Source organism: Pseudomonas sp. IzPS59 (assembly GCF_014863505.1).
Classification (GTDB): Bacteria; Pseudomonadota; Gammaproteobacteria; order Pseudomonadales; family Pseudomonadaceae; genus Aquipseudomonas; species Aquipseudomonas kribbensis.
The window spans coordinates 1,160,549-1,178,755 of the sequence record NZ_CP062251.1; the positions used below are offsets into that span (position 1 = coordinate 1,160,549).

At 60.8% G+C, this 18,207-nt stretch carries 18 protein-coding genes; 12 read left to right on the forward strand and 6 right to left on the reverse strand.

All coding sequences use genetic code 11. The features are described from left to right. Window positions 1-219: 219 nt before the first annotated feature. Window positions 220-999 carry a peroxide stress protein YaaA gene (gene yaaA, locus IF189_RS05040; protein WP_192552926.1) on the reverse strand — a complete coding sequence of 260 codons (780 nt, stop codon included), beginning with the start codon at window positions 997-999 and terminating at the stop codon, window positions 220-222. A 139-nt stretch (window positions 1,000-1,138) separates the two neighbouring features. Here yaaA and IF189_RS05045 point away from each other — a divergent pair, with 139 nt between their 5' ends. The 6 genes from IF189_RS05045 (at window position 1,139) to IF189_RS05070 (ending at window position 6,237) form a co-directional block, all read left to right on the forward strand. After that, window positions 1,139-2,263, forward strand: coding sequence for a polysaccharide deacetylase family protein (locus IF189_RS05045; protein ID WP_192552927.1), 1,125 nt, complete (start codon window positions 1,139-1,141; stop codon window positions 2,261-2,263). A gap of 350 nt (window positions 2,264-2,613) precedes the next feature. Then, entirely contained in the window at window positions 2,614-4,008 is a 1,395-nt protein-coding gene (locus IF189_RS05050; protein WP_085711694.1) for a PhoH family protein, read from the forward strand. Between the two features lie 102 nt (window positions 4,009-4,110). Then, on the forward strand, window positions 4,111-4,584 hold the full coding sequence (gene moaC / locus IF189_RS05055) for a cyclic pyranopterin monophosphate synthase MoaC (protein WP_007957321.1): 474 nt from the start codon (window positions 4,111-4,113) through the stop codon (window positions 4,582-4,584). Further along, a complete protein-coding gene (gene moaD, locus IF189_RS05060; RefSeq protein ID WP_114881486.1) occupies window positions 4,581-4,823 on the forward strand; it encodes a molybdopterin converting factor subunit 1 in 243 nt (80 codons plus the stop codon). The genes moaC and moaD overlap by 4 nt, the downstream gene beginning before the upstream one ends. Window positions 4,824-4,826: 3 nt before the next feature. After that, window positions 4,827-5,279: a molybdopterin synthase catalytic subunit MoaE gene (gene moaE, locus IF189_RS05065; protein ID WP_085711692.1), complete on the forward strand. Its 453-nt coding sequence runs from the start codon at window positions 4,827-4,829 to the stop codon at window positions 5,277-5,279. 181 nt (window positions 5,280-5,460) lie between these two features. Next, complete coding sequence (locus IF189_RS05070; RefSeq protein ID WP_192552928.1) at window positions 5,461-6,237, forward strand: ABC transporter substrate-binding protein; 777 nt, start codon at window positions 5,461-5,463, stop codon at window positions 6,235-6,237. A 40-nt stretch (window positions 6,238-6,277) separates the two neighbouring features. Here IF189_RS05070 and IF189_RS05075 read toward each other — a convergent pair whose 3' ends face one another. From IF189_RS05075 to IF189_RS05095, 5 genes are all read right to left on the reverse strand, one after another. Further along, window positions 6,278-6,919, reverse strand: a complete 642-nt coding sequence (locus IF189_RS05075) for a transcriptional regulator (protein ID WP_085711690.1) — start codon at window positions 6,917-6,919, stop codon at window positions 6,278-6,280. Window positions 6,920-7,012: 93 nt separating this feature from the next. Further along, a complete protein-coding gene (locus IF189_RS05080) occupies window positions 7,013-8,140 on the reverse strand; it encodes an NAD(P)/FAD-dependent oxidoreductase (RefSeq protein WP_192552929.1) in 1,128 nt (375 codons plus the stop codon). Window positions 8,141-8,154: 14 nt separating this feature from the next. Continuing rightward, complete coding sequence (locus IF189_RS05085; protein WP_192552930.1) at window positions 8,155-9,099, reverse strand: ornithine cyclodeaminase family protein; 945 nt, start codon at window positions 9,097-9,099, stop codon at window positions 8,155-8,157. Window positions 9,100-9,225: 126 nt separating this feature from the next. Continuing rightward, window positions 9,226-10,704 carry an ATP-dependent RNA helicase RhlB gene (gene rhlB, locus IF189_RS05090; protein WP_192552931.1) on the reverse strand — a complete coding sequence of 493 codons (1,479 nt, stop codon included), beginning with the start codon at window positions 10,702-10,704 and terminating at the stop codon, window positions 9,226-9,228. A gap of 110 nt (window positions 10,705-10,814) precedes the next feature. Further along, entirely contained in the window at window positions 10,815-11,471 is a 657-nt protein-coding gene (locus tag IF189_RS05095; RefSeq protein ID WP_085711686.1) for an alpha/beta hydrolase, read from the reverse strand. Between the two features lie 467 nt (window positions 11,472-11,938). Between IF189_RS05095 and IF189_RS05100 the strand changes: the two genes are divergently transcribed. From IF189_RS05100 to IF189_RS05125, 6 genes are all read left to right on the forward strand, one after another. Further along, window positions 11,939-12,970: an amino acid ABC transporter substrate-binding protein gene (locus tag IF189_RS05100; RefSeq protein ID WP_085711685.1), complete on the forward strand. Its 1,032-nt coding sequence runs from the start codon at window positions 11,939-11,941 to the stop codon at window positions 12,968-12,970. Window positions 12,971-13,035: 65 nt separating this feature from the next. Further along, window positions 13,036-14,217, forward strand: coding sequence for an amino acid ABC transporter permease (locus IF189_RS05105; RefSeq protein ID WP_192552932.1), 1,182 nt, complete (start codon window positions 13,036-13,038; stop codon window positions 14,215-14,217). Window positions 14,218-14,227: 10 nt separating this feature from the next. Further along, the gene (locus tag IF189_RS05110) at window positions 14,228-15,325 is read left to right on the forward strand and encodes an amino acid ABC transporter permease (protein WP_096819186.1); all 1,098 of its coding nucleotides are present in this window, start codon (window positions 14,228-14,230) and stop codon (window positions 15,323-15,325) included. An 11-nt stretch (window positions 15,326-15,336) separates the two neighbouring features. Then, window positions 15,337-16,101, forward strand: a complete 765-nt coding sequence (locus tag IF189_RS05115) for an amino acid ABC transporter ATP-binding protein (RefSeq protein WP_114881492.1) — start codon at window positions 15,337-15,339, stop codon at window positions 16,099-16,101. Window positions 16,102-16,238: 137 nt separating this feature from the next. After that, complete coding sequence (locus IF189_RS05120) at window positions 16,239-16,898, forward strand: FadR/GntR family transcriptional regulator (protein WP_192552933.1); 660 nt, start codon at window positions 16,239-16,241, stop codon at window positions 16,896-16,898. Further along, on the forward strand, window positions 16,888-18,192 hold the full coding sequence (locus tag IF189_RS05125; RefSeq protein ID WP_134825569.1) for a CynX/NimT family MFS transporter: 1,305 nt from the start codon (window positions 16,888-16,890) through the stop codon (window positions 18,190-18,192). Before IF189_RS05120 ends, IF189_RS05125 begins: the two co-directional genes overlap by 11 nt. The last annotated feature ends 15 nt before the right edge of the window (window positions 18,193-18,207 follow it).

Sequence of the window (18,207 nt, forward strand, 5' to 3'; positions counted from 1 at the left end):
TTAATAGGCAGATAATCGCGTTAGATGGTTTTGTGCCACTACCCGGAAAAAATTTGGGTGCCACTACTGAAAAAAATGACAACTGTCGAGTGAAAGAAAAGATAGAAATGGGGGTGATGTTTTTATGGCGCCAAGAAGTCGGCGAAAAGAAGGGAGGTTTTTTTGACGTCGTGCGAGGTGCACGACTCTTTATATAAAGAGTCGTGCAATGGGCATGCTTTATTCGGGTGCGTGATCGCGCAGAAACACCAGATTGTCCGGTTTCGACTGTTCGGCGCTGAAGCGATAACCCTGCACATCGAACTGTTTGAGGGCCGCCGGATCGTTGATGCGTTCCTGGATCACGAAGCGGCTCATCAGGCCTCGAGCCTTTTTGGCGTAGAAGCTGATGATCTTGTACTGGCCGTTTTTCAGGTCCTTGAACTCGGTGTTGATGATCCGCGCGTTCAGGGCCGTACGCTTGACCGCCGAGAAATACTCGTTGGAGGCCAGGTTCAGCAGCACGTCATCGCCCTGGTCGGCCAGCGCTTCGTTCAGCCATTCGCTGATGCGCGTGCCCCAGAACGCGTACAAGTCCTTGCCCCGTGCGTTGGCCAGTCTGGTACCCATTTCCAGCCGATACGGCTGCATCAGGTCGAGCGGGCGCAGCAGGCCGTAAAGGCCGGAGAGCATGCGCAGGTGCTGTTGTGCGTAGTCGAAATCGGCTTCGCTGAAGCTCTGGGCGTCGAGCCCGGTGTAGACGTCACCCTTGAAGGCCAGCAGTGCCTGTTTGGCGTTGGCCGGGGTGAACGCCGGTGTCCAGCTGCCGAAGCGTGCAGCATTGAGGCCGCCGATCTTGTCGGAGACGTGCATCAGTTCGCTGATCTGCGCCGGGCTCAGTTCGCGCAACTGCTGGATCAGCTCCTGGGAATGGTCGAGGTATTGCGGCTGGGTGAAGCGCTGGGTCGCCGGCGGTGTTTCGTAATCGAGGGTCTTGGCGGGGGAAATCACCATCAGCATGAAGTCGTCTCCTTTAATCGTGGGGGCGATTCTAGGGGGTTGGGGCGGATGACTCCAGCTATCAGGTCCATAGGTGATCGGCGGTTCGCCAGCCGGATCGGCTATAGTGCCGCGCGGGTTTTGTTATGGAGACACCCCTTTGCGCATTGTTCTTTTATTCACCGTGTGGCTGTTGAGCTTCGGGGCCGTCGCGGCGCCGGGCGATATTGCCACGCTTGATCGCAGTACCTGGCCGGAGAAACTCGACAACCCGACCCTGTTCGACGTCGCCTCCCGGGCGGAAGTCCTGATGTTCGCCCGGGGCCTGCTGGGCAGCGAAGCACTGGATGAGGCCGCGCTGGCCCAGCGTCTGGGGCTGCGCACGGTCAATCTGGAGGCGATCAACAGCCTGCGCGAGCGTCTGTGGCAGCGGTTGCTGACCAGCTACAACTACGCCCAGCAGAGCTGCGATCAGGACGCCTCCTTCTGCTTCCTCGTCGAAGACCTGCCGACCCTGCGCGAGCAGGCAGCCAAGTTCGTGGTCAGCGAGGAAAGCTATTACACGAAGTGGGCCGAGCCGAGCCGGATTTTCCATCAGCAGTATCTGGATGAACTGATGCGCAAGGCGGCGCTGTCGCCGCAGACCACCAGCGAAGTCGATCATTTCGGTGACTACGAGCGCAACGGCGACGACATGCACGACCGCTTGTTCCTGCTGAGTTTCGACAGCGCCGCCAACCTGCAGCCGGACAACACCGACTGGATCGCCGACTACCTGCGCAAATCCAATCTGAGCGGCACCTTCTTTTTGTTGGGCAAGGATGTGCAGGCGCGGCTGGCGGATCGCTCGGTGAACAACCTGCAATCGGAATTCTCGAAACTCTGCGTGGGCGTACAGGGCTGGGAGTTCCGCTCCCACAGCCACTGGCAGGACTGGCAGGACTCGGTGCGCCGCAGCAGCGATCTGGTGAAGAGCAAGCTGCCGGAAAGCTACGTACCGCTGTTCCGTCCACCGGAGGGGCAGCGCCGCAGTGATGCTGGCAGTTTCTTGCGCAATCAGGGCCTGCAAGTGGCGCTGTGGGACATCGATGCCCAGGACGGCGCCGGCAAACTCAAGGGCAATCCCAGCGCGCAGCGGGTGCTGACCCTGATGCTGCTGTGGCGGCACGGAGTGATCAATTTCAACATCAGGCAGGACGCGGTGAAGACGGCGTTGCCGTGGCTGATCACACAGACCGCGCAAAGCGGCATCGGCTGGGAAGACTGTCAGGACGCTTTTCGCTGACAAACGGCAAGAGCCCGGAAACATTGGGCTTGGGGTAAAATTTTTGCAGGATTCGATGCAGGCGGACTTCCGACTCTAACGGGGGCAGGGCGGTCCGCCAAGGGCTTTTCGTCACTTTGCAAAATAAACTTCAAAAAAGCGTCAAAGTGCTTTTTTCTGTCACGGGTTTTGGAGTATTACGAAGTCAGACCGCCGAAACCTGCAACACAGGTGGCGTCTTCCAAGACCCATTTTGTGTGCAATTCACCTGCTATTCCGAACAAAAGCTTCGCAGGTGGATTCGGCAGTCACTTCGAGGCGCAGCACCGCCCAGGTATTGCGTCGAATGGCTCCCACAAAGGTGACCGAGTATGGATGATCACGGACGTAGCCCTTCCTCCAACCAGCCAATCCTTTATGTACTCGATACCAACGTACTGATTCACGATCCAAACGCCCTGCTGAATTTCGAAGAACACCACGTCGCGATCCCGATGACCGTGCTTGAAGAGCTGGACAAGCTCAAGAGCGGGCATCACAGCGTGGCCGCCGAATGCCGTCAGGCCATCCGGCTGATCGACAAGACGTTGGGCGATGCCTCGCCCGAAGACGTCGAGCAAGGGGTGCCGATCCAGCGCGGAAAGGGCGGGCCTAAAGGGTTGCTGTCAATTCTGATGAGCAAACAGGCCGAATCGAACCTGATTCTGCCCGAGCACCTGAACGACAACAAAATCATCAACCAGTTGATCGACCTGCACACCCGCGATCCGAAGAAACCGGTGGTGCTGGTCACCAAAGACATCAACATGCGCCTCAAGGCGCGGGCCTGCGGGATCGACGCCGAGGACTACAGCACCGACCAGTTGGTCGATGACGTGTCCCTGCTGCCCAACGGCTATCACAACATGACCGGCTCCTTCTGGGACCGCGTGAGCAAGGTCGAAACCCGTCAGGACCATGGCCGTACCTGGCACCAGGTGCAACTGATCGACAACCTGCCGGCCGTGCACATCAACGAGTTCATCATCGATGAGCAGGGCTTTGTCGGCTGGATCAAGGAGATTGAAGAGGACCGTCTGCTGATCCTTGATCTGCACCAGGAACCACTGTTGCATCAGGAAGCCTGGGGCCTCAAGCCGCGTGACATCTATCAGAGCCTGGCGCTGTACGCCTTGCTCGACCCGGACATTCACCTGGTCAACCTGTCCGGCGCCGCCGGTTCCGGCAAGACCATCCTGGCGCTGGCCGCTGCGATCGAGCAGACCATGGTCAGCAAGCGTTATCGCCGCATCATCGCCACCCGCAGCGTGCAGGGCCTGGACCAGGAAATCGGCTTCCTGCCCGGCACCGAAGCGGAAAAAATGGAGCCTTGGCTCGGCGCCATCACCGACAACCTCGAAGCCTTGCACATGGATGACGAAAACACCCATGGCAGCGTCGACTACATCCTCAGCAAAGTGCCGTTGCAGTTCAAATCGCTCAACTACATTCGCGGTCGCAGCTTCCAGCAGAGCCTGATCCTGATCGACGAATGCCAGAACCTCACGCCGCACCAGATGAAAACCATCATCACCCGGGCCGGCGCCGGTTCCAAAGTGGTGTGCCTGGGCAACCTGGCACAGATCGATACCCCTTACCTGTCCGCGACCAGTTCCGGGCTGACCTACCTGACCGAACGTTTCAAAGACTTCCCCAACGGCGTACACATCACGCTGCAAGGGGTGCCTCGCTCGATTCTGGCCGAATACGCCGAATCCCATCTATAACCCGCCAAATGGAACCGGGCGACTGCAAAGTCGCCCGGTTTTTTGTGTGCGCAATTCTGACCCTCGGGTTTACAATCGGCGCTCCTGATCAGGAGTAATCCCGTGCTGACTCATCTCGATTCCCAAGGTCGCGCCAACATGGTCGACGTCACCGAAAAAGCCGTGACGTTCCGCGAGGCGACGGCCCAAGCGCTGGTGCGCATGCTGCCCGACACCCTGCAGATGATCGTCAGCGGCGGCCATCCCAAGGGCGACGTGTTCGCCGTGGCGCGCATCGCCGGCATTCAGGCGGCGAAGAAAACCAGTGACCTGATTCCCCTGTGCCATCCGCTGATGCTCACCGGTGTCAAGGTCGAACTCAGCGCCGAAGGCGACGATGCCGTGCGCATCGTGGCCCGTTGCAAGCTTTCGGGGCAGACCGGCGTCGAAATGGAAGCGCTGACCGCCGCCAGCGTCGCCGCGCTGACGATCTACGACATGTGCAAGGCCGTGGATCGCGGCATGACCATCGAAAGCGTGCGCCTGCTGGAGAAAGTCGGCGGCAAGAGCGGGCACTTCCAGGCGGAGCAGCCATGAACCTGACCGTGAAGTTTTTTGCCCGTTACCGCGAGGCCTTGGGTGTGGATTCGGTGAAGGTCGAGGGCGATTTCGCGACAGTCGAAGACGTGCGCGCCTTGCTCGCCAAGCGTGACGGCGCCGAGGTGCTGAGCGAACAGAACCTGATGTGTGCGCGCAACGAAGACCTGTGCCAGCTCGACGAACCAGTGGTCGATGGCGACGAAGTGGCGTTTTTCCCCACCGTGACCGGAGGCTGAGACATGGCGATTCGTGTGCAGTCCACCGCGTTCGATCCTGGCGCTGAAGTCAACGCGATGCACGCCGCGAATGTCGGCGTCGGCGCGGTGGTGAGTTTTGTCGGCTACGTGCGCGACTTCAATGACGGCCTCGATGTCGCGGGAATGTTCCTCGAACACTATCCGGGCATGACCGAGAAAGCCCTGGGCAAGATCGCCGTCGAGGCCGAACAGCGCTGGCCGCTGTTGAAGCTGGAAGTGCTGCACCGCATCGGGGCGCTGGAGCCGGGTGAACCGATCGTGTTCGTCGGCGCCGCCAGCGCCCATCGTCAGGCGGCATTCGACGCCTGCGCCTTTGTCATGGATTACCTGAAAACCCGCGCGCCGTTCTGGAAGAAAGAGAACACCAGCGATGGTCCGCGCTGGGTCGAAGGCCGTGACAGCGATCATGCGGCGGCGGATCGCTGGAAGCAGTAACGCCTCTCCCCAATCAATCTCCCCTCGACTCCCGACCATCGGCTGACGCCGATGGCGTTTGTCCAATTGACGATTTGTACGTAAAAGTCCAGTATGGATTTACAAGTACAAATAAAGCTTTTCCCGTTTCAGCTCTTTCTTCTGTCTTGCCAAACCAACAACAACCCGCGAGAGAACGAACATGAAGAAACTCCCCCTCATCACCGGTCTGGCGCTGAGCCTGTTGGCGTGCAGCAGCGTGTTTGCCGCCGAGAAAACCCTGCGCATCGGCATCGAAGCGGCCTATCCGCCCTTCGCCTCGAAAACCGACCAGGGCGAAATTGTCGGTTTCGACTACGACATCGGCAATGCGTTGTGCGCGCAGATGCAGGTCAAGTGCGTGTGGGTCGAGGGCGAGTTCGACGGTCTGATTCCTTCCCTGAAAGTGAAGAAAATCGATATGGCGCTGTCGTCCATGACCATCAACGAGGATCGCAAGAAGTCCGTGGACTTCACCCACAAGTACTATTTCACCTCGTCGCGGCTGGTGATGAAGGAAGGCGCGACCGTCGATGACCAGTACGCCAGCCTCAAGGGCAAGACCGTTGGCGTACAGCGTGCGACCACCACCGATCGCTACGCCACCGAGGTGTTCGAGCCCAAGGGCATCACCGTCAAGCGCTATGGCAACAACGAAGAAATCTACATGGACCTGGCGGCCGGCCGTCTCGACGCGATTTTCGCCGACACCATTCCGCTGACCGATTTCCTGTCGATGCCACGCGGCAAGGGTTACGCCTTCGTCGGGCCTGAGCTTAAAGACCCGAAATACGTGGGTGAGGGCGCCGGGATCGCGGTGCGCAAGGGCAATACCGATCTGGTCAGTCAGTTGAACACTGCCATCGACGGTATTCGCGCCAGTGGCGAGTATCAGAAGATTTCCGAGAAGTACTTCAAGTCGGACATCTACGGCGACTGAGTTTCAAAATGTGCAGCCTGCCATCGCAGGCTGCACGCTTTCAGCCCTTCAATTCCTTCAAATGCTTGTACACCGTCGCCCGCCCCATGTTCAGCACATTGGCCACGTAGTTCGAGGCGCTCTTGCCCTTGAACGCGCCCTCGGCGTGCAGCGCCAGCACCAGTTCGCGTTTGTGATCGCGGGTCAGCAGATTCAGGCTCAGTTGCCGTTCCCGTAGCCACGCGTGCAGGAAAGTGTTGATGCGCTCCTGCCAGTCATCGCGAAACAGCGAGTCCGGTTGCGGGATCAGTTTGCTCGGCGAGAGGAACAGATCCAGCGCAGCCTTGGCGTTCTCGAACAGTGAAATATTCAGGTTGATGCACAGCACCGCCAGCGGACGCCCTTCGCTGTCGCGCAGCACGGTGCTCAGGCTGCGAATCTTCTGGCCGTCCCAGTTGAGCTTTTCGTACGGGCCGATGTTTCGTTCGCTGACGTCGTCGCTGAGCATGTCTTCCAGCGACGATTCATCACCGATCACCCGTTTCGACAGGTTGTTGGCGATGTAGTCGACCTTCTGCGTGCGCAGGTCATGCAGCACCACTTCGGCGTGGGGAAAGAACAGGGTGGCGATGGCATCGGCGATGGCGTGGTAGTTATCCAGCGCGGCGTCATTCGGCTCGGGCGTTTGTTCGGGGGCGGTCATAACTGTGGAGCTCCAGGCAACGTCAACGCCCCCGTGGTCCGGGGGCGTTGCGAGTGTGCCGCAATCCGTTGGGCGAGTCATCCGGGTGGGCGGTCAGGACAGGCGGGCAGGGGCGAGCATGGCGGCGTTCAGGCCGAACTGCTTGAGGTGCTCGGGTAGCGATTCACCGCGCACCAGCGCTGCGCTGGCCTGGCCCATCGCCGGCGAAGTCTGGATGCCGTAACCGCCCTGGGCCGCGACCCAGAACAGCCCCGGCACCTGCGGGTCGAACCCGGAAAGCAAATCGCCGTCGGCGACGAAACTGCGCAGTCCGGCCCAGGTGCGGGTCGGGCGGCGGATGGTCAGGGTCGTCGCTTCTTCGATCTGGTAGATGCCCATGGCGATGTCCAGTTCTTCCGGCTGCACATCATGGGGCTCGACCGGGTCGGCATTGGCCGGGGAGCCGAGGAACATCCCGGCGTCGGGCTTCATGTAAAACGATTCGTCGAGGCTGACCAGCATCGGCCAGTGATGAATATCCACGCCTTCGGGGCCGGCGAAGATGAACGCGGCGCGGCGTTTCGGTTGCAGGCCCAGCGGCCGCGCACCGGCGAGAGCGCCGATCTTGTCGGCCCAGGCACCTGCGGCGTTGATCACGATGGGCGCGCTGAAGGTCTGGCCCTTGGTCTGCACTTGCCAGATGCCGTCGGCATCACGGCTCAGCCCGAGCACTTCGCAATCGGTCAGGACTTGCCCGTTGTTGCGGCGAATGCCGCGCAGATAGCCCTGATGCAGAGCATCGGTGTCGATGTCGCTGGCGGTCGGGTCGTAGATCGCACCGTGGACTTTTTCCCGACGCAGGATTGGCAGCCGCGCGCAGGCTTCCTCGGCGCTGAGCAGTTGCATCTCCGGCACCGTGGCCTTGGCGCTCAGGTATTGATTGTTCAGTTCGGCGGCGTCACCGGTGAAATCCACGGTCATTTCACCGCGCGGGGTCAGCAGCGGATGTTCGCAGAAACCACTGGGCGGGTGATCGAAAAACGCCCGGCTGGCCTGGGTCAGCGCCCGAACCTGCGGAGTGCCATAAGCAGCGGTGAACAGCGCAGCCGAACGCCCGGTGGAGTGATAGGCCGGGTGCGATTCACGTTCCAGCACCACGACCTTGCCGTGCTGCGACAGCCAGAAACCGGTGGACGCGCCGGCGATTCCGCCGCCGATGATGATGAAATCTGCATGACTCATGAAAATCTCCGGTGTCAGCGCTGCAATTGATAGACGGCGTTGGCCAGGGCGATGTCTTCCAGGCCCAGGCCGATGGAGCGGAAGAACACGTGACGGTTGTAATCCGGACGCGGCACTTTTTCGCTGAGCAGATCCGCGAGGTCACCGAGGATCGCGCGGTTGTCCCAGCCGTGCTGTTCGCTGGCGATCAGCATTTCGCCGGCGGAACCCGGCGTGGTCAGACGATAGTCGCAGAACACCTGCATGTCGTTGAGGCTCTGCGGCGGCACTTCGTGGGCGCGCGGTGCGTTGGTGCTGATCGAGGTGATCAGCGCCGGTTTGCTCAGGGTTGCCGGGTCGATCACAGGTCCTGCGGAGGAGGTGCAAAGCATGATCACGTCTGCCTCGGCGATGGCGCTTTCGCGGCTGTCGGCGATGCTTACCCGTGGATCGAGGGTCTGCAGTTGGCGGGTGGTGGCCGGGTCTTCGCTCAAAGTCGGTGAGTACACGCAGATGCTCTGCCAGTCGCGCAACGATTTGACGTAGTGCAGATGTGCCTGGGCAACCTTGCCGCTGCCGATGATCGCCAGGCGTTTTGCGTTCGAAGGGGCCAGGGCATCGACAGCGACAGCTGTGGTCGCAGCGGTGCGTGCGGTGGTCAGTTCACCGGCATCGCAGAGCAGCAGCGGCTGGCCGGTCTGCATCGACATCAGCAGCGTCCACGCCGTCACCAGCGGGCCTTGTTCGCGAACGATGTAGGGCGAAGTCTTGACCCCGTACACGCCGTCTTCTGCCAGCACGCCCAGATAGTTGATGAAGTCCCCGGCGCCCTGAGGGAATTCCACCAGTTGCTGCGCCGGTTGCACCGCATGCCCGGCTGCCAGATCGCGGAACAGCTTGCGCAGGATCTGCGGCACATCGATCCGGGCCAACAGCTCGCGGGCCTGGGTTTGATCAATCACGTACGGCGTACTGGACATGTCGAACTCCGGAGACTGTTTGTAAACTAATTTGTCCATTATGGACTTTTAGTTTTATTGAACAATATCCGGGCGAAAAAAAAAAGCGCAGTCCGTTGCCGGCTGCGCTTCTCTTTATGGCGTCGCTTACTGTGGACGTTTGCGCTCAACCGCCCGCAACAGATGCGTTGGTGGCGTTTCACAGCTGATCTTGCGACCGAGTTTTTCTTCGATGGACGGCAACTGATAGGAGTCGTCTTCACCGGCGAAGCTGATCGAAACGCCATCGGCGCCCGCGCGACCGGTACGGCCGATGCGGTGCACGTAGTCGTCCGGGACTTCCGGCAGGGTGAAGTTGATCACATGGCTGATACCGTCGATGTGAATGCCGCGACCGGCCACGTCGGTGGCGACCAGCACGCGGATCCTGCCTTCGCGGAAACCTTCCAGTGTCTTGATCCGTTTGTGCTGCGGCACGTCGCCGGACAGTTGTGCGGCGTTGATGCCGTCGCGCACCAGACGTTCTTCGATGCGGCGCACTTCATCCTTGCGGTTGGCGAATACGATGACCCGCTCCCAGCCGTTGTCGTTGACCAGGTTGAAGAGCAGTTTGTATTTGTCGGCGCCGGCCACCGCGTAGATGTGCTGTTCGACGTTTTCGTTGGCCACGTTGGTGACCTCGATTTCGACGATCGCAGGATCGGTGGTCCACTGCTTGGCGAGGTTCATCACGTCATCGGTGAAGGTCGCGGAAAACAGCAGGGTCTGGCGTTCGCTTTTCGGCGGGGTCTGGCGAATGATCTGCCGCACTTGCGGGATGAAACCCATGTCGAGCATGCGGTCGGCTTCGTCCAGCACCATCACTTCGACCATGTCCAGATGCACGTCGCCGCGCTGGTTGAAGTCGAGCAGACGGCCCGGGGTCGCGACGAGGATGTCGCAGTGGCGGGCTTCGAGGTGCTTGAGCTGCTTGTCGAAGTCCATGCCGCCCACGAACGTCATGACGTTGAGGCCGGTGTACTTGGTCAGGTCGGCGGCGTCCTTGGCGATCTGCACCACCAGCTCGCGGGTCGGCGCGATGATCAGCGCCCGTGGCTCGCCCATGTAGCGCTCTTTCGGCGGCGGGGTCTGCAACAGCTGGGTGATGATCGAAATCAGGAACGCGGCGGTCTTGCCGGTACCGGTCTGGGCGCGGCCGATGGCGTCTTTGCCGGCGAGGGTGAAACCCAGCACCTGGGCCTGGATCGGCGTGCAATACGGGAAACCCAGGTCGTGGATGGCGTGCATCAGTTCCGGGGCGAGCTTGAAATCGTGGAAACGGGTCTTGCCTTCCTGTGGCTCGACGACGAAATCTTCGAGTTTCCAGGGAATGACCGGCGCCTTGGGCTTCGGTTCGCGGCGTGGCTTGGCCGGTTTGGGTGCTTCGCTGCGGGCCGGTTCAGTGACCGGTGCGGCGACAGGGTCGGTTTTCGGTTCGCGTTTCGGTGTGGCTACGGGAGCCTGGCGGTCGGCCTGTTTGCCATCGCTGCGATGGCCGGGGGCGTGCGACGGCGCATTGGGAGCGGGCGCGAGCTGCTCAGCCTCGCTTTTACCGAACATCTTCTTGAGTGCTTTGAGCACGGTCATCTCATCAATTGGTTAAGGAATGTACGCCGGCCAGTGTAATGCAAGAAACGGGCGCGGCGTAGTGGGATGATCAAAGGGGCCCGACCACCGGAAAAACGGGGCCCGGACGATCAGCGCAGGCGTTCGCTCAGCCATACGCCGATGTCGCGAATTTCTTCGGGTAACACTTCGTGCTCCATTGGGTATTCCTGCCATGTCACGGTGACACCATGGGCCTTCAGATACTCATACGCCGTGCGGCCCATGGAGTTCTGTACCACGTTGTCGAACTGGCCGTGCAGCGCCAGCGCCGGAATCCGTTGCTGGCTGGCGGACAGCTCCAGTTCGTCGCTGAAGGTCGGCGCGTAGGTCGACAACGCCAGCACGCCGCCCAGCGGTCCCTGCCATTTCAGAAACGCGGTGTGGTAGACCACGGCGCCACCCTGGGAAAAACCGGCCAGGAAAATCCGCGAAGCGTCTATTCCGCTGGCGCGCTGTTGTTCGATCAATTCGATGACGTGATCGGCGGACGCTTCCAGCTCATCGCGGTCGATGGCCCGGGCCGGGCTCATGGCCTTGATGTCGTACCAGCTCGGCATGGCATATCCGCCATTTATGGTCACCGGGCGGGTCGGCGCCTGAGGCAGGACGAAGCGCGTGCTCAGCAGGCTTTCCTGCAAAGCCTCGGCCACCGGCAAAAAGTCATAGCGGTCGGCGCCGAGGCCGTGCAGCCAGATCACGCAGGCGTCGGCTGCCTTAACAGGCTGAAGAATCAAGGGCTCGGTCATGGCTGCTCCAAAAATGTGCGGGCGCTCTCATTAAGTGCGTGATTGGGGTGCGCGCCCGGTTGATCCGTTAAGAAGATGTCGCAAGGCTACAAGTTTTGCTATTGACCTGTCGCTCAATCGCTTCAGCGAGCGGTGTGGTACGGGCTTTGCTATGAGGTAGTCGTGCAATCGATCTCGCGCCTGGCGGTAACACTATCAGTGAACGCCCGGCGACGGGATAGCAAAGAATCCGGTGATGGATGTTCGCCAATGGCCGCAACGGGCTTCGCGAACGTGAAAGGGCTACCGCCCGTTCGGCCGACTGGTGAGAAGTGAGTTGTCCATGATGTGGATTTTCTCCTACTAGACTCATAGCGAAGGTCCTGCGTCGGTTGACCCCATAAAAAGCCAACACGGGTCAACAACGCCTCAAAAGGGTGCGACTGGACTCAAGCTCCGACACAACAAGAGCAAAACTGGAGGTTTGAATGAAGATGTTGAAATCCACGCTGGCGATCGTGACTGCTGCTGCAGTACTGGGTGTCAGCGGGTTCGCTCAGGCGGGTGCAACCCTGGATGCGGTACAGAAGAAAGGTTTCGTGCAGTGTGGCGTGAGCGACGGTCTGCCGGGCTTCTCCGTACCGGATTCGACCGGCAAGATCCTCGGCATCGACGCCGACGTCTGCCGTGCCGTGGCCGCTGCCGTGTTCGGCGATGCGACCAAGGTCAAGTTCAGTCAGTTGAACGCCAAGGAGCGTTTCACCGCGCTGCAGTCCGGCGAGATCGACATCCTGTCGCGTAATACCACCATGACCAGCTCCCGTGACGCGGGCATGGGCCTGAAATTCCCTGGCTTTATCACTTACTACGACGGCGTGGGCTTCCTGGCCAACAACAAGCTGGGCGTGAAAAGTGCCAAGGAACTCGACGGCGCGACCATCTGCATTCAAGCCGGTACCACTACCGAGCTGAACGTCTCCGACTACTTCCGCGCCAATGGCCTGAAGTACACCCCGATCACTTTCGACACCTCCGATGAAAGCGCCAAGTCGCTGGAATCCGGTCGTTGCGACGTGCTGACCTCCGACAAGTCCCAGCTGTTCGCCCAGCGCAGCAAGCTGGCTTCGCCGAAGGACTACGTGGTTCTGCCGGAAACCATTTCCAAGGAACCTCTGGGCCCGGTCGTGCGTAACGGCGACGACGAGTGGCTGGCCATCGTGCGCTGGGTCGGCTACGCGCTGCTCAACGCTGAAGAAGCCGGCATCACTTCGAAAAACGTACTCGAAGAAGCCAAGTCCACCAAGAACCCGGACGTTGCCCGTCTGCTGGGTGGCGACGGCGAGTACGGCAAGGATCTGAAACTGCCGAAGGACTGGGTGGTGAAAATCGTTTCCCAGGTAGGTAACTACGGCGAAATCTTCGAGAAAAACCTCGGCAAGAGCACTCCGCTGGAAATCGACCGTGGCCTGAACGCGCTGTGGAACAACGGCGGCATTCAGTACGCACCACCAGTGCGCTAATGGTTCTATCACCCGGCGGGCCAACCGCCGGGTGATGTTCTGTTCCATTTCTTGCGGGGCACTTCATGCAAAATTCAATCGGCGCACCAAAGCAGAGGTTCAGCCTCAGCGATCCGCGTGTGCGTGCGTGGCTATTCCAGATCATCACCGTCGTGGCGGTGGTCGCCATGGGCTGGTATCTGTTCGATAACACCCAGACCAACCTGCAGCACCGGGGCATCACGTCCGGGTTCAGCTTTCTGGAGCGCAGTGCCGGGTTCGGCATCGCTCAACACCTGATCTCCTACACCGAAGCGGACAGCTATGCCCGCGTGTTCGTGATCGGTCTGCTCAACACCTTGCTGGTGACCTTCATCGGCGTGATCCTGGCGACCCTGCTGGGCTTCATCATCGGTGTGGCGCGGCTGTCACCAAACTGGATCATCAGCAAACTGGCGACCGTGTATGTGGAAGTCTTCCGCAACATTCCGCCGCTGCTGCAAATCCTGTTCTGGTATTTCGCGGTGTTCCTGACCATGCCGGGGCCGCGCAACAGTCACAACTTCGGTGACACCTTCTTCGTCAGCAGCCGTGGCCTGAACATGCCGGCCGCGCAGATGGCCGACGGCTTCTGGGCGTTCGTGGTCAGCATCGTGGTGGCGATCGTTGCCATCGTGCTGATGAGCCGCTGGGCCAACAAACGTTTCGAGGAAACCGGCGAGCCGTTCCACAAGTTCTGGGTCGGCCTGGCGATGTTCCTGGTGATCCCGACGCTGTGCGCGCTGATCTTCGGCGCTCCGCTGCATTGGGAAATGCCGAAGCTGCAAGGCTTCAACTTCGTCGGCGGCTGGGTACTGATCCCGGAACTGCTGGCCCTGACCCTGGCCCTGACCGTGTACACCGCGGCGTTCATCGCCGAGATCGTGCGTTCGGGGATCAAGTCGGTCAGCCACGGCCAGACCGAAGCGGCCCGTTCCCTCGGCCTGCGCAACGGTCCGACCCTGCGCAAGGTGATCATTCCGCAAGCGCTGCGGGTGATCATTCCGCCGCTGACCAGCCAATACCTGAACCTGGCGAAGAACTCCTCGCTGGCGGCTGGTATCGGTTACCCGGAAATGGTTTCGCTGTTCGCTGGCACCGTGCTGAACCAGACCGGCCAGGCGATCGAAGTCATTGCAATCACCATGAGCGTGTACCTGGCGATCAGCATCAGCATTTCCCTGCTGATGAACTGGTACAACAAGCGCATTGCGCTGATCGAGCGGTAAGGAATAGCGCATGAGTACTCATACTTTCAAACCCGACATGCCACCGCCGGCCAAGGTCTTCGGCCCGATGGCGTGGATCCGCGCGAACATGTTCTCCAGCTGGCTCAACACCCTGCTGACCCTGTTTGCGTTCTACCTGATTTACCTGGTGATTCCGCCGTTGCTCAGCTGGGCGATCTTCGATGCCAACTGGGTCGGCACCACCCGCGCCGACTGCACCAAGGCGGGCGCCTGCTGGGTGTTCATCGAGCAGCGTTTCGGCCAGTTCATGTACGGCTACTACCCGGCGGATCTGCGCTGGCGCGTGGACCTGACGGTGTGGCTGGCGGTCATCGGCGTTGCACCGCTGTTCATCAAGCGTGTGCCGCGTAAAGCGGTGTACGGGCTGAGCTTCCTGGTGGTCTATCCGATCGTAGCCTGGTGCCTGCTGCATGGCGGCGTGTTCGGCCTGAGCGCCGTTGCCACCAGCCAGTGGGGCGGTCTGATGCTGACCCTGGTGATCGCCACCGTCGGTATCGCCGGCGCGTTGCCGCTGGGGATCATGCTGGCCCTGGGACGACGCTCGAACATGCCGGCCATTCGTGTGGTCTGCGTGACGTTCATCGAGTTCTGGCGCGGCGTGCCGCTGATCACCGTGCTGTTCATGTCGTCGGTGATGCTGCCGCTGTTCCTGCCCGAAGGCATGAACTTCGACAAGCTGCTGCGGGCACTGATCGGCGTGATCCTGTTCCAGTCGGCCTATGTTGCCGAGGTGGTGCGCGGCGGTCTGCAAGCGATCCCCAAAGGCCAGTACGAAGCCGCGGCCGCGATGGGCCTAGGTTACTGGCGCGCCATGGGCCTGGTGATTCTGCCGCAAGCCCTGAAGCTGGTGATTCCCGGCATCGTCAACACCTTCATCGCGCTGTTCAAGGACACCAGCCTGGTGATCATCATCGGCCTCTTTGACCTGCTCAACAGCGTCAAGCAAGCCGCTGCCGATCCGAAATGGCTGGGCATGGCCACCGAAGGCTACGTGTTCGCCGCCCTGGTGTTCTGGATTTTCTGTTTTGGCATGTCGCGCTATTCCATGCATCTGGAACGCAAGCTCGACACTGGCCACAAGCGTTAGGAGTTTTTTCGATGAGCGAAGCAATCAAAAAGCCAGTGGGCCCTGAAGGCATCATTCAGATGCAGGGCGTAAACAAGTGGTACGGCCAGTTCCACGTGCTGAAAGACATCAACCTCAACGTCAGGCAGGGTGAGCGTATCGTGCTGTGCGGCCCGTCGGGTTCCGGCAAGTCCACCACCATCCGCTGCCTGAATCGTCTGGAAGAGCACCAGCAGGGCCGCATCGTGGTCGATGGCGTGGAGCTGACCAACGACCTCAAGCAGATCGAAGCGATCCGCCGTGAAGTCGGCATGGTGTTCCAGCACTTCAACCTGTTCCCGCACCTGACCATTCTGCAGAACTGCACTCTGGCGCCGATGTGGGTGCGCAAGATGCCCAAGCGCAAGGCCGAGGAAATCGCCATGCACTATCTGGAGCGCGTACGCATTCCGGAGCAGGCGCACAAGTTTCCGGGCCAACTGTCCGGCGGTCAGCAGCAGCGTGTGGCGATTGCCCGTGCGCTGTGCATGAAACCGAAAATCATGCTGTTCGACGAGCCGACTTCGGCACTCGACCCGGAGATGGTGAAAGAGGTTCTCGACACCATGATCGGCCTGGCCGAAGACGGGATGACCATGCTCTGCGTAACCCACGAAATGGGCTTCGCCCGCACCGTGGCCAACCGCGTGATCTTCATGGACAAGGGCGAGATCGTCGAGCAGGCGGCACCGAACGACTTCTTCGACAATCCGCAGAATGATCGGACCAAGCTGTTCCTGAGTCAGATTCTGCATTGATCCGATTCAGGCATTGAAATAAACCCGGACTCAGTTCCGGGTTTATTTTTGCCCGGATTTTACCGATTGCCCTGTTTGAAGAATCTGACTACCCTGTCAGCAAATTCATCCCATGATTGGATGACAGGGCGAATTACATGTCTGAAAACTCTTTGTTGATTAAGCGATCCCTGGTCGACCAGGCCCTGGATCAATTGCGTCAGCGCATCACCGACGGCACTTGGCAGGTCGGTCAGCGTTTGCCGACCGAGCCCGAGCTGTGCGCCGAACTGGGCATCAGCCGCAATACCGTGCGCGAGGCGATGCGGGTATTGGCGTTCTCCGGGCTGATCGAAATCCGCCAGGGCGACGGCAGTTACCTGCGGGCGGTGGTCGATCCGATGGACACGCTCAAGGCGCTGTCCAAATGCTCGCTGGATCAGGCCCGGGAAACCCGGCACATCCTTGAAGTCGAGGCCATCGGCCTGGCGGCGTTGCGCCGCACCGATAAGGATCTGGTGGGCCTGCGCGAGGCGCTTGGCGTTGCTGGCAGCCACTATCACGGTGACCTCGACAGCTACATCGCCTGTGACCTGGTGTTTCACCGCCGTCTGGTGGATGCCGCGCACAACCCGACGCTCAGCGAGCTGTATCGCTATTTCTCCAGCATCGTCGGCGCGCAACTGCGTCAGACCCTGAACATCGTCCCTCGTCGACAGGAAGTCTTCGATTTGCACATCGCGCTGTTCGAAGCCGTCGAACAGCGCGATCCGGAACGGGCCAAAGCCCTGTCGAGGCAACTGATCAATGAACCCTGAAACCGAGAAAACCATGTCCCGCCCTGAAGCTTCCAACGCCCCCAAGCGCACCGCCGAACTGGAGGAGCTGCTGATCGATGCCGAGGCCGATGACGAGCAGGTGCAGCAAAGTCATCCGCAGGTGCGGCGCCCGTGGCTGTTGCTGCTGGGGCTGATTCTGGTGGCGTTGAACCTGCGCCCGGCGCTGTCGAGCATGGCGCCACTGCTCAGTGAAGTGTCGAAAAGTCTTGGTCTGTCTGCTGCACAAGCGGGGTTGCTGACGACGTTGCCGGTGCTGTGCCTTGGTCTGTTCGCTCCGCTGGCTCCGGTGCTGGCGCGACGTTTCGGTGCCGAGCGGGTGGTGCTGGGGATTCTGCTGACACTGGCTGGCGGCATCATCCTGCGCAGCAACTTCGGTGAAATCGGCCTGTTTGCCGGCAGTGTCTTGGGTGGCGCGAGTATCGGCATCATCGGCGTGCTGCTGCCGGGCATCGTCAAGCGCGACTTCGCCAAACACGCCGGCACCATGACCGGTGTCTACACCATGGCCCTCTGCCTGGGCGCGGCCATGGCGGCGGGTTCGACCGTGCCGTTGAGCGAGCACTTCGATCACAGCTGGGCCATGGGCCTGGGTTTCTGGGTGATTCCGGCTCTGGTTGCTGCGGTGTTCTGGCTGCCGCAAATCGGTCAGAAGCAAGGTGCACACAATGTCGCCTACCGGGTGCGCGGCTTGCTGCGTGATCCGCTGGCCTGGCAGGTGACCTTGTACATGGGCCTGCAATCGTCGCTGGCCTACATCGTGTTCGGCTGGTTGCCGTCGATCCTGATCGGTCGCGGGCTTACGCCGACTCAGGCCGGTCTGGTGCTGTCCGGTTCGGTGATCATCCAGCTCGCCAGTTCGCTGGCGGCGCCGTGGCTGGCCACACGCGGCAAGGATCAGCGGCTGGCGATCGTGGTGGTAATGGCGCTGACCCTTGGCGGCCTGTTCGGTTGCCTCTATGCGCCGATCGAAGGCTTGTGGGGCTGGGCGATCCTGCTGGGACTGGGGCAGGGTGGTACGTTCAGTCTGGCGCTGACCCTGATCGTGTTGCGCTCGCGGGACTCCCACGTTGCGGCGAACCTGTCGAGCATGTCCCAAGGCTTCGGCTACACCCTCGCGTCCATGGGGCCGTTCGCGGTCGGCGTGGTGCACGACTGGACCGGCGGCTGGAACGCCGTGGGCTGGATCTTTGGCATCGTCGGTGCCGGTGCGATCCTCGCCGGCCTCGGTGCCGGGCGAGCGCTTTACGTGCAGGTGGAAAGCGAAAAGGTCTGACGCGCACGACACTGT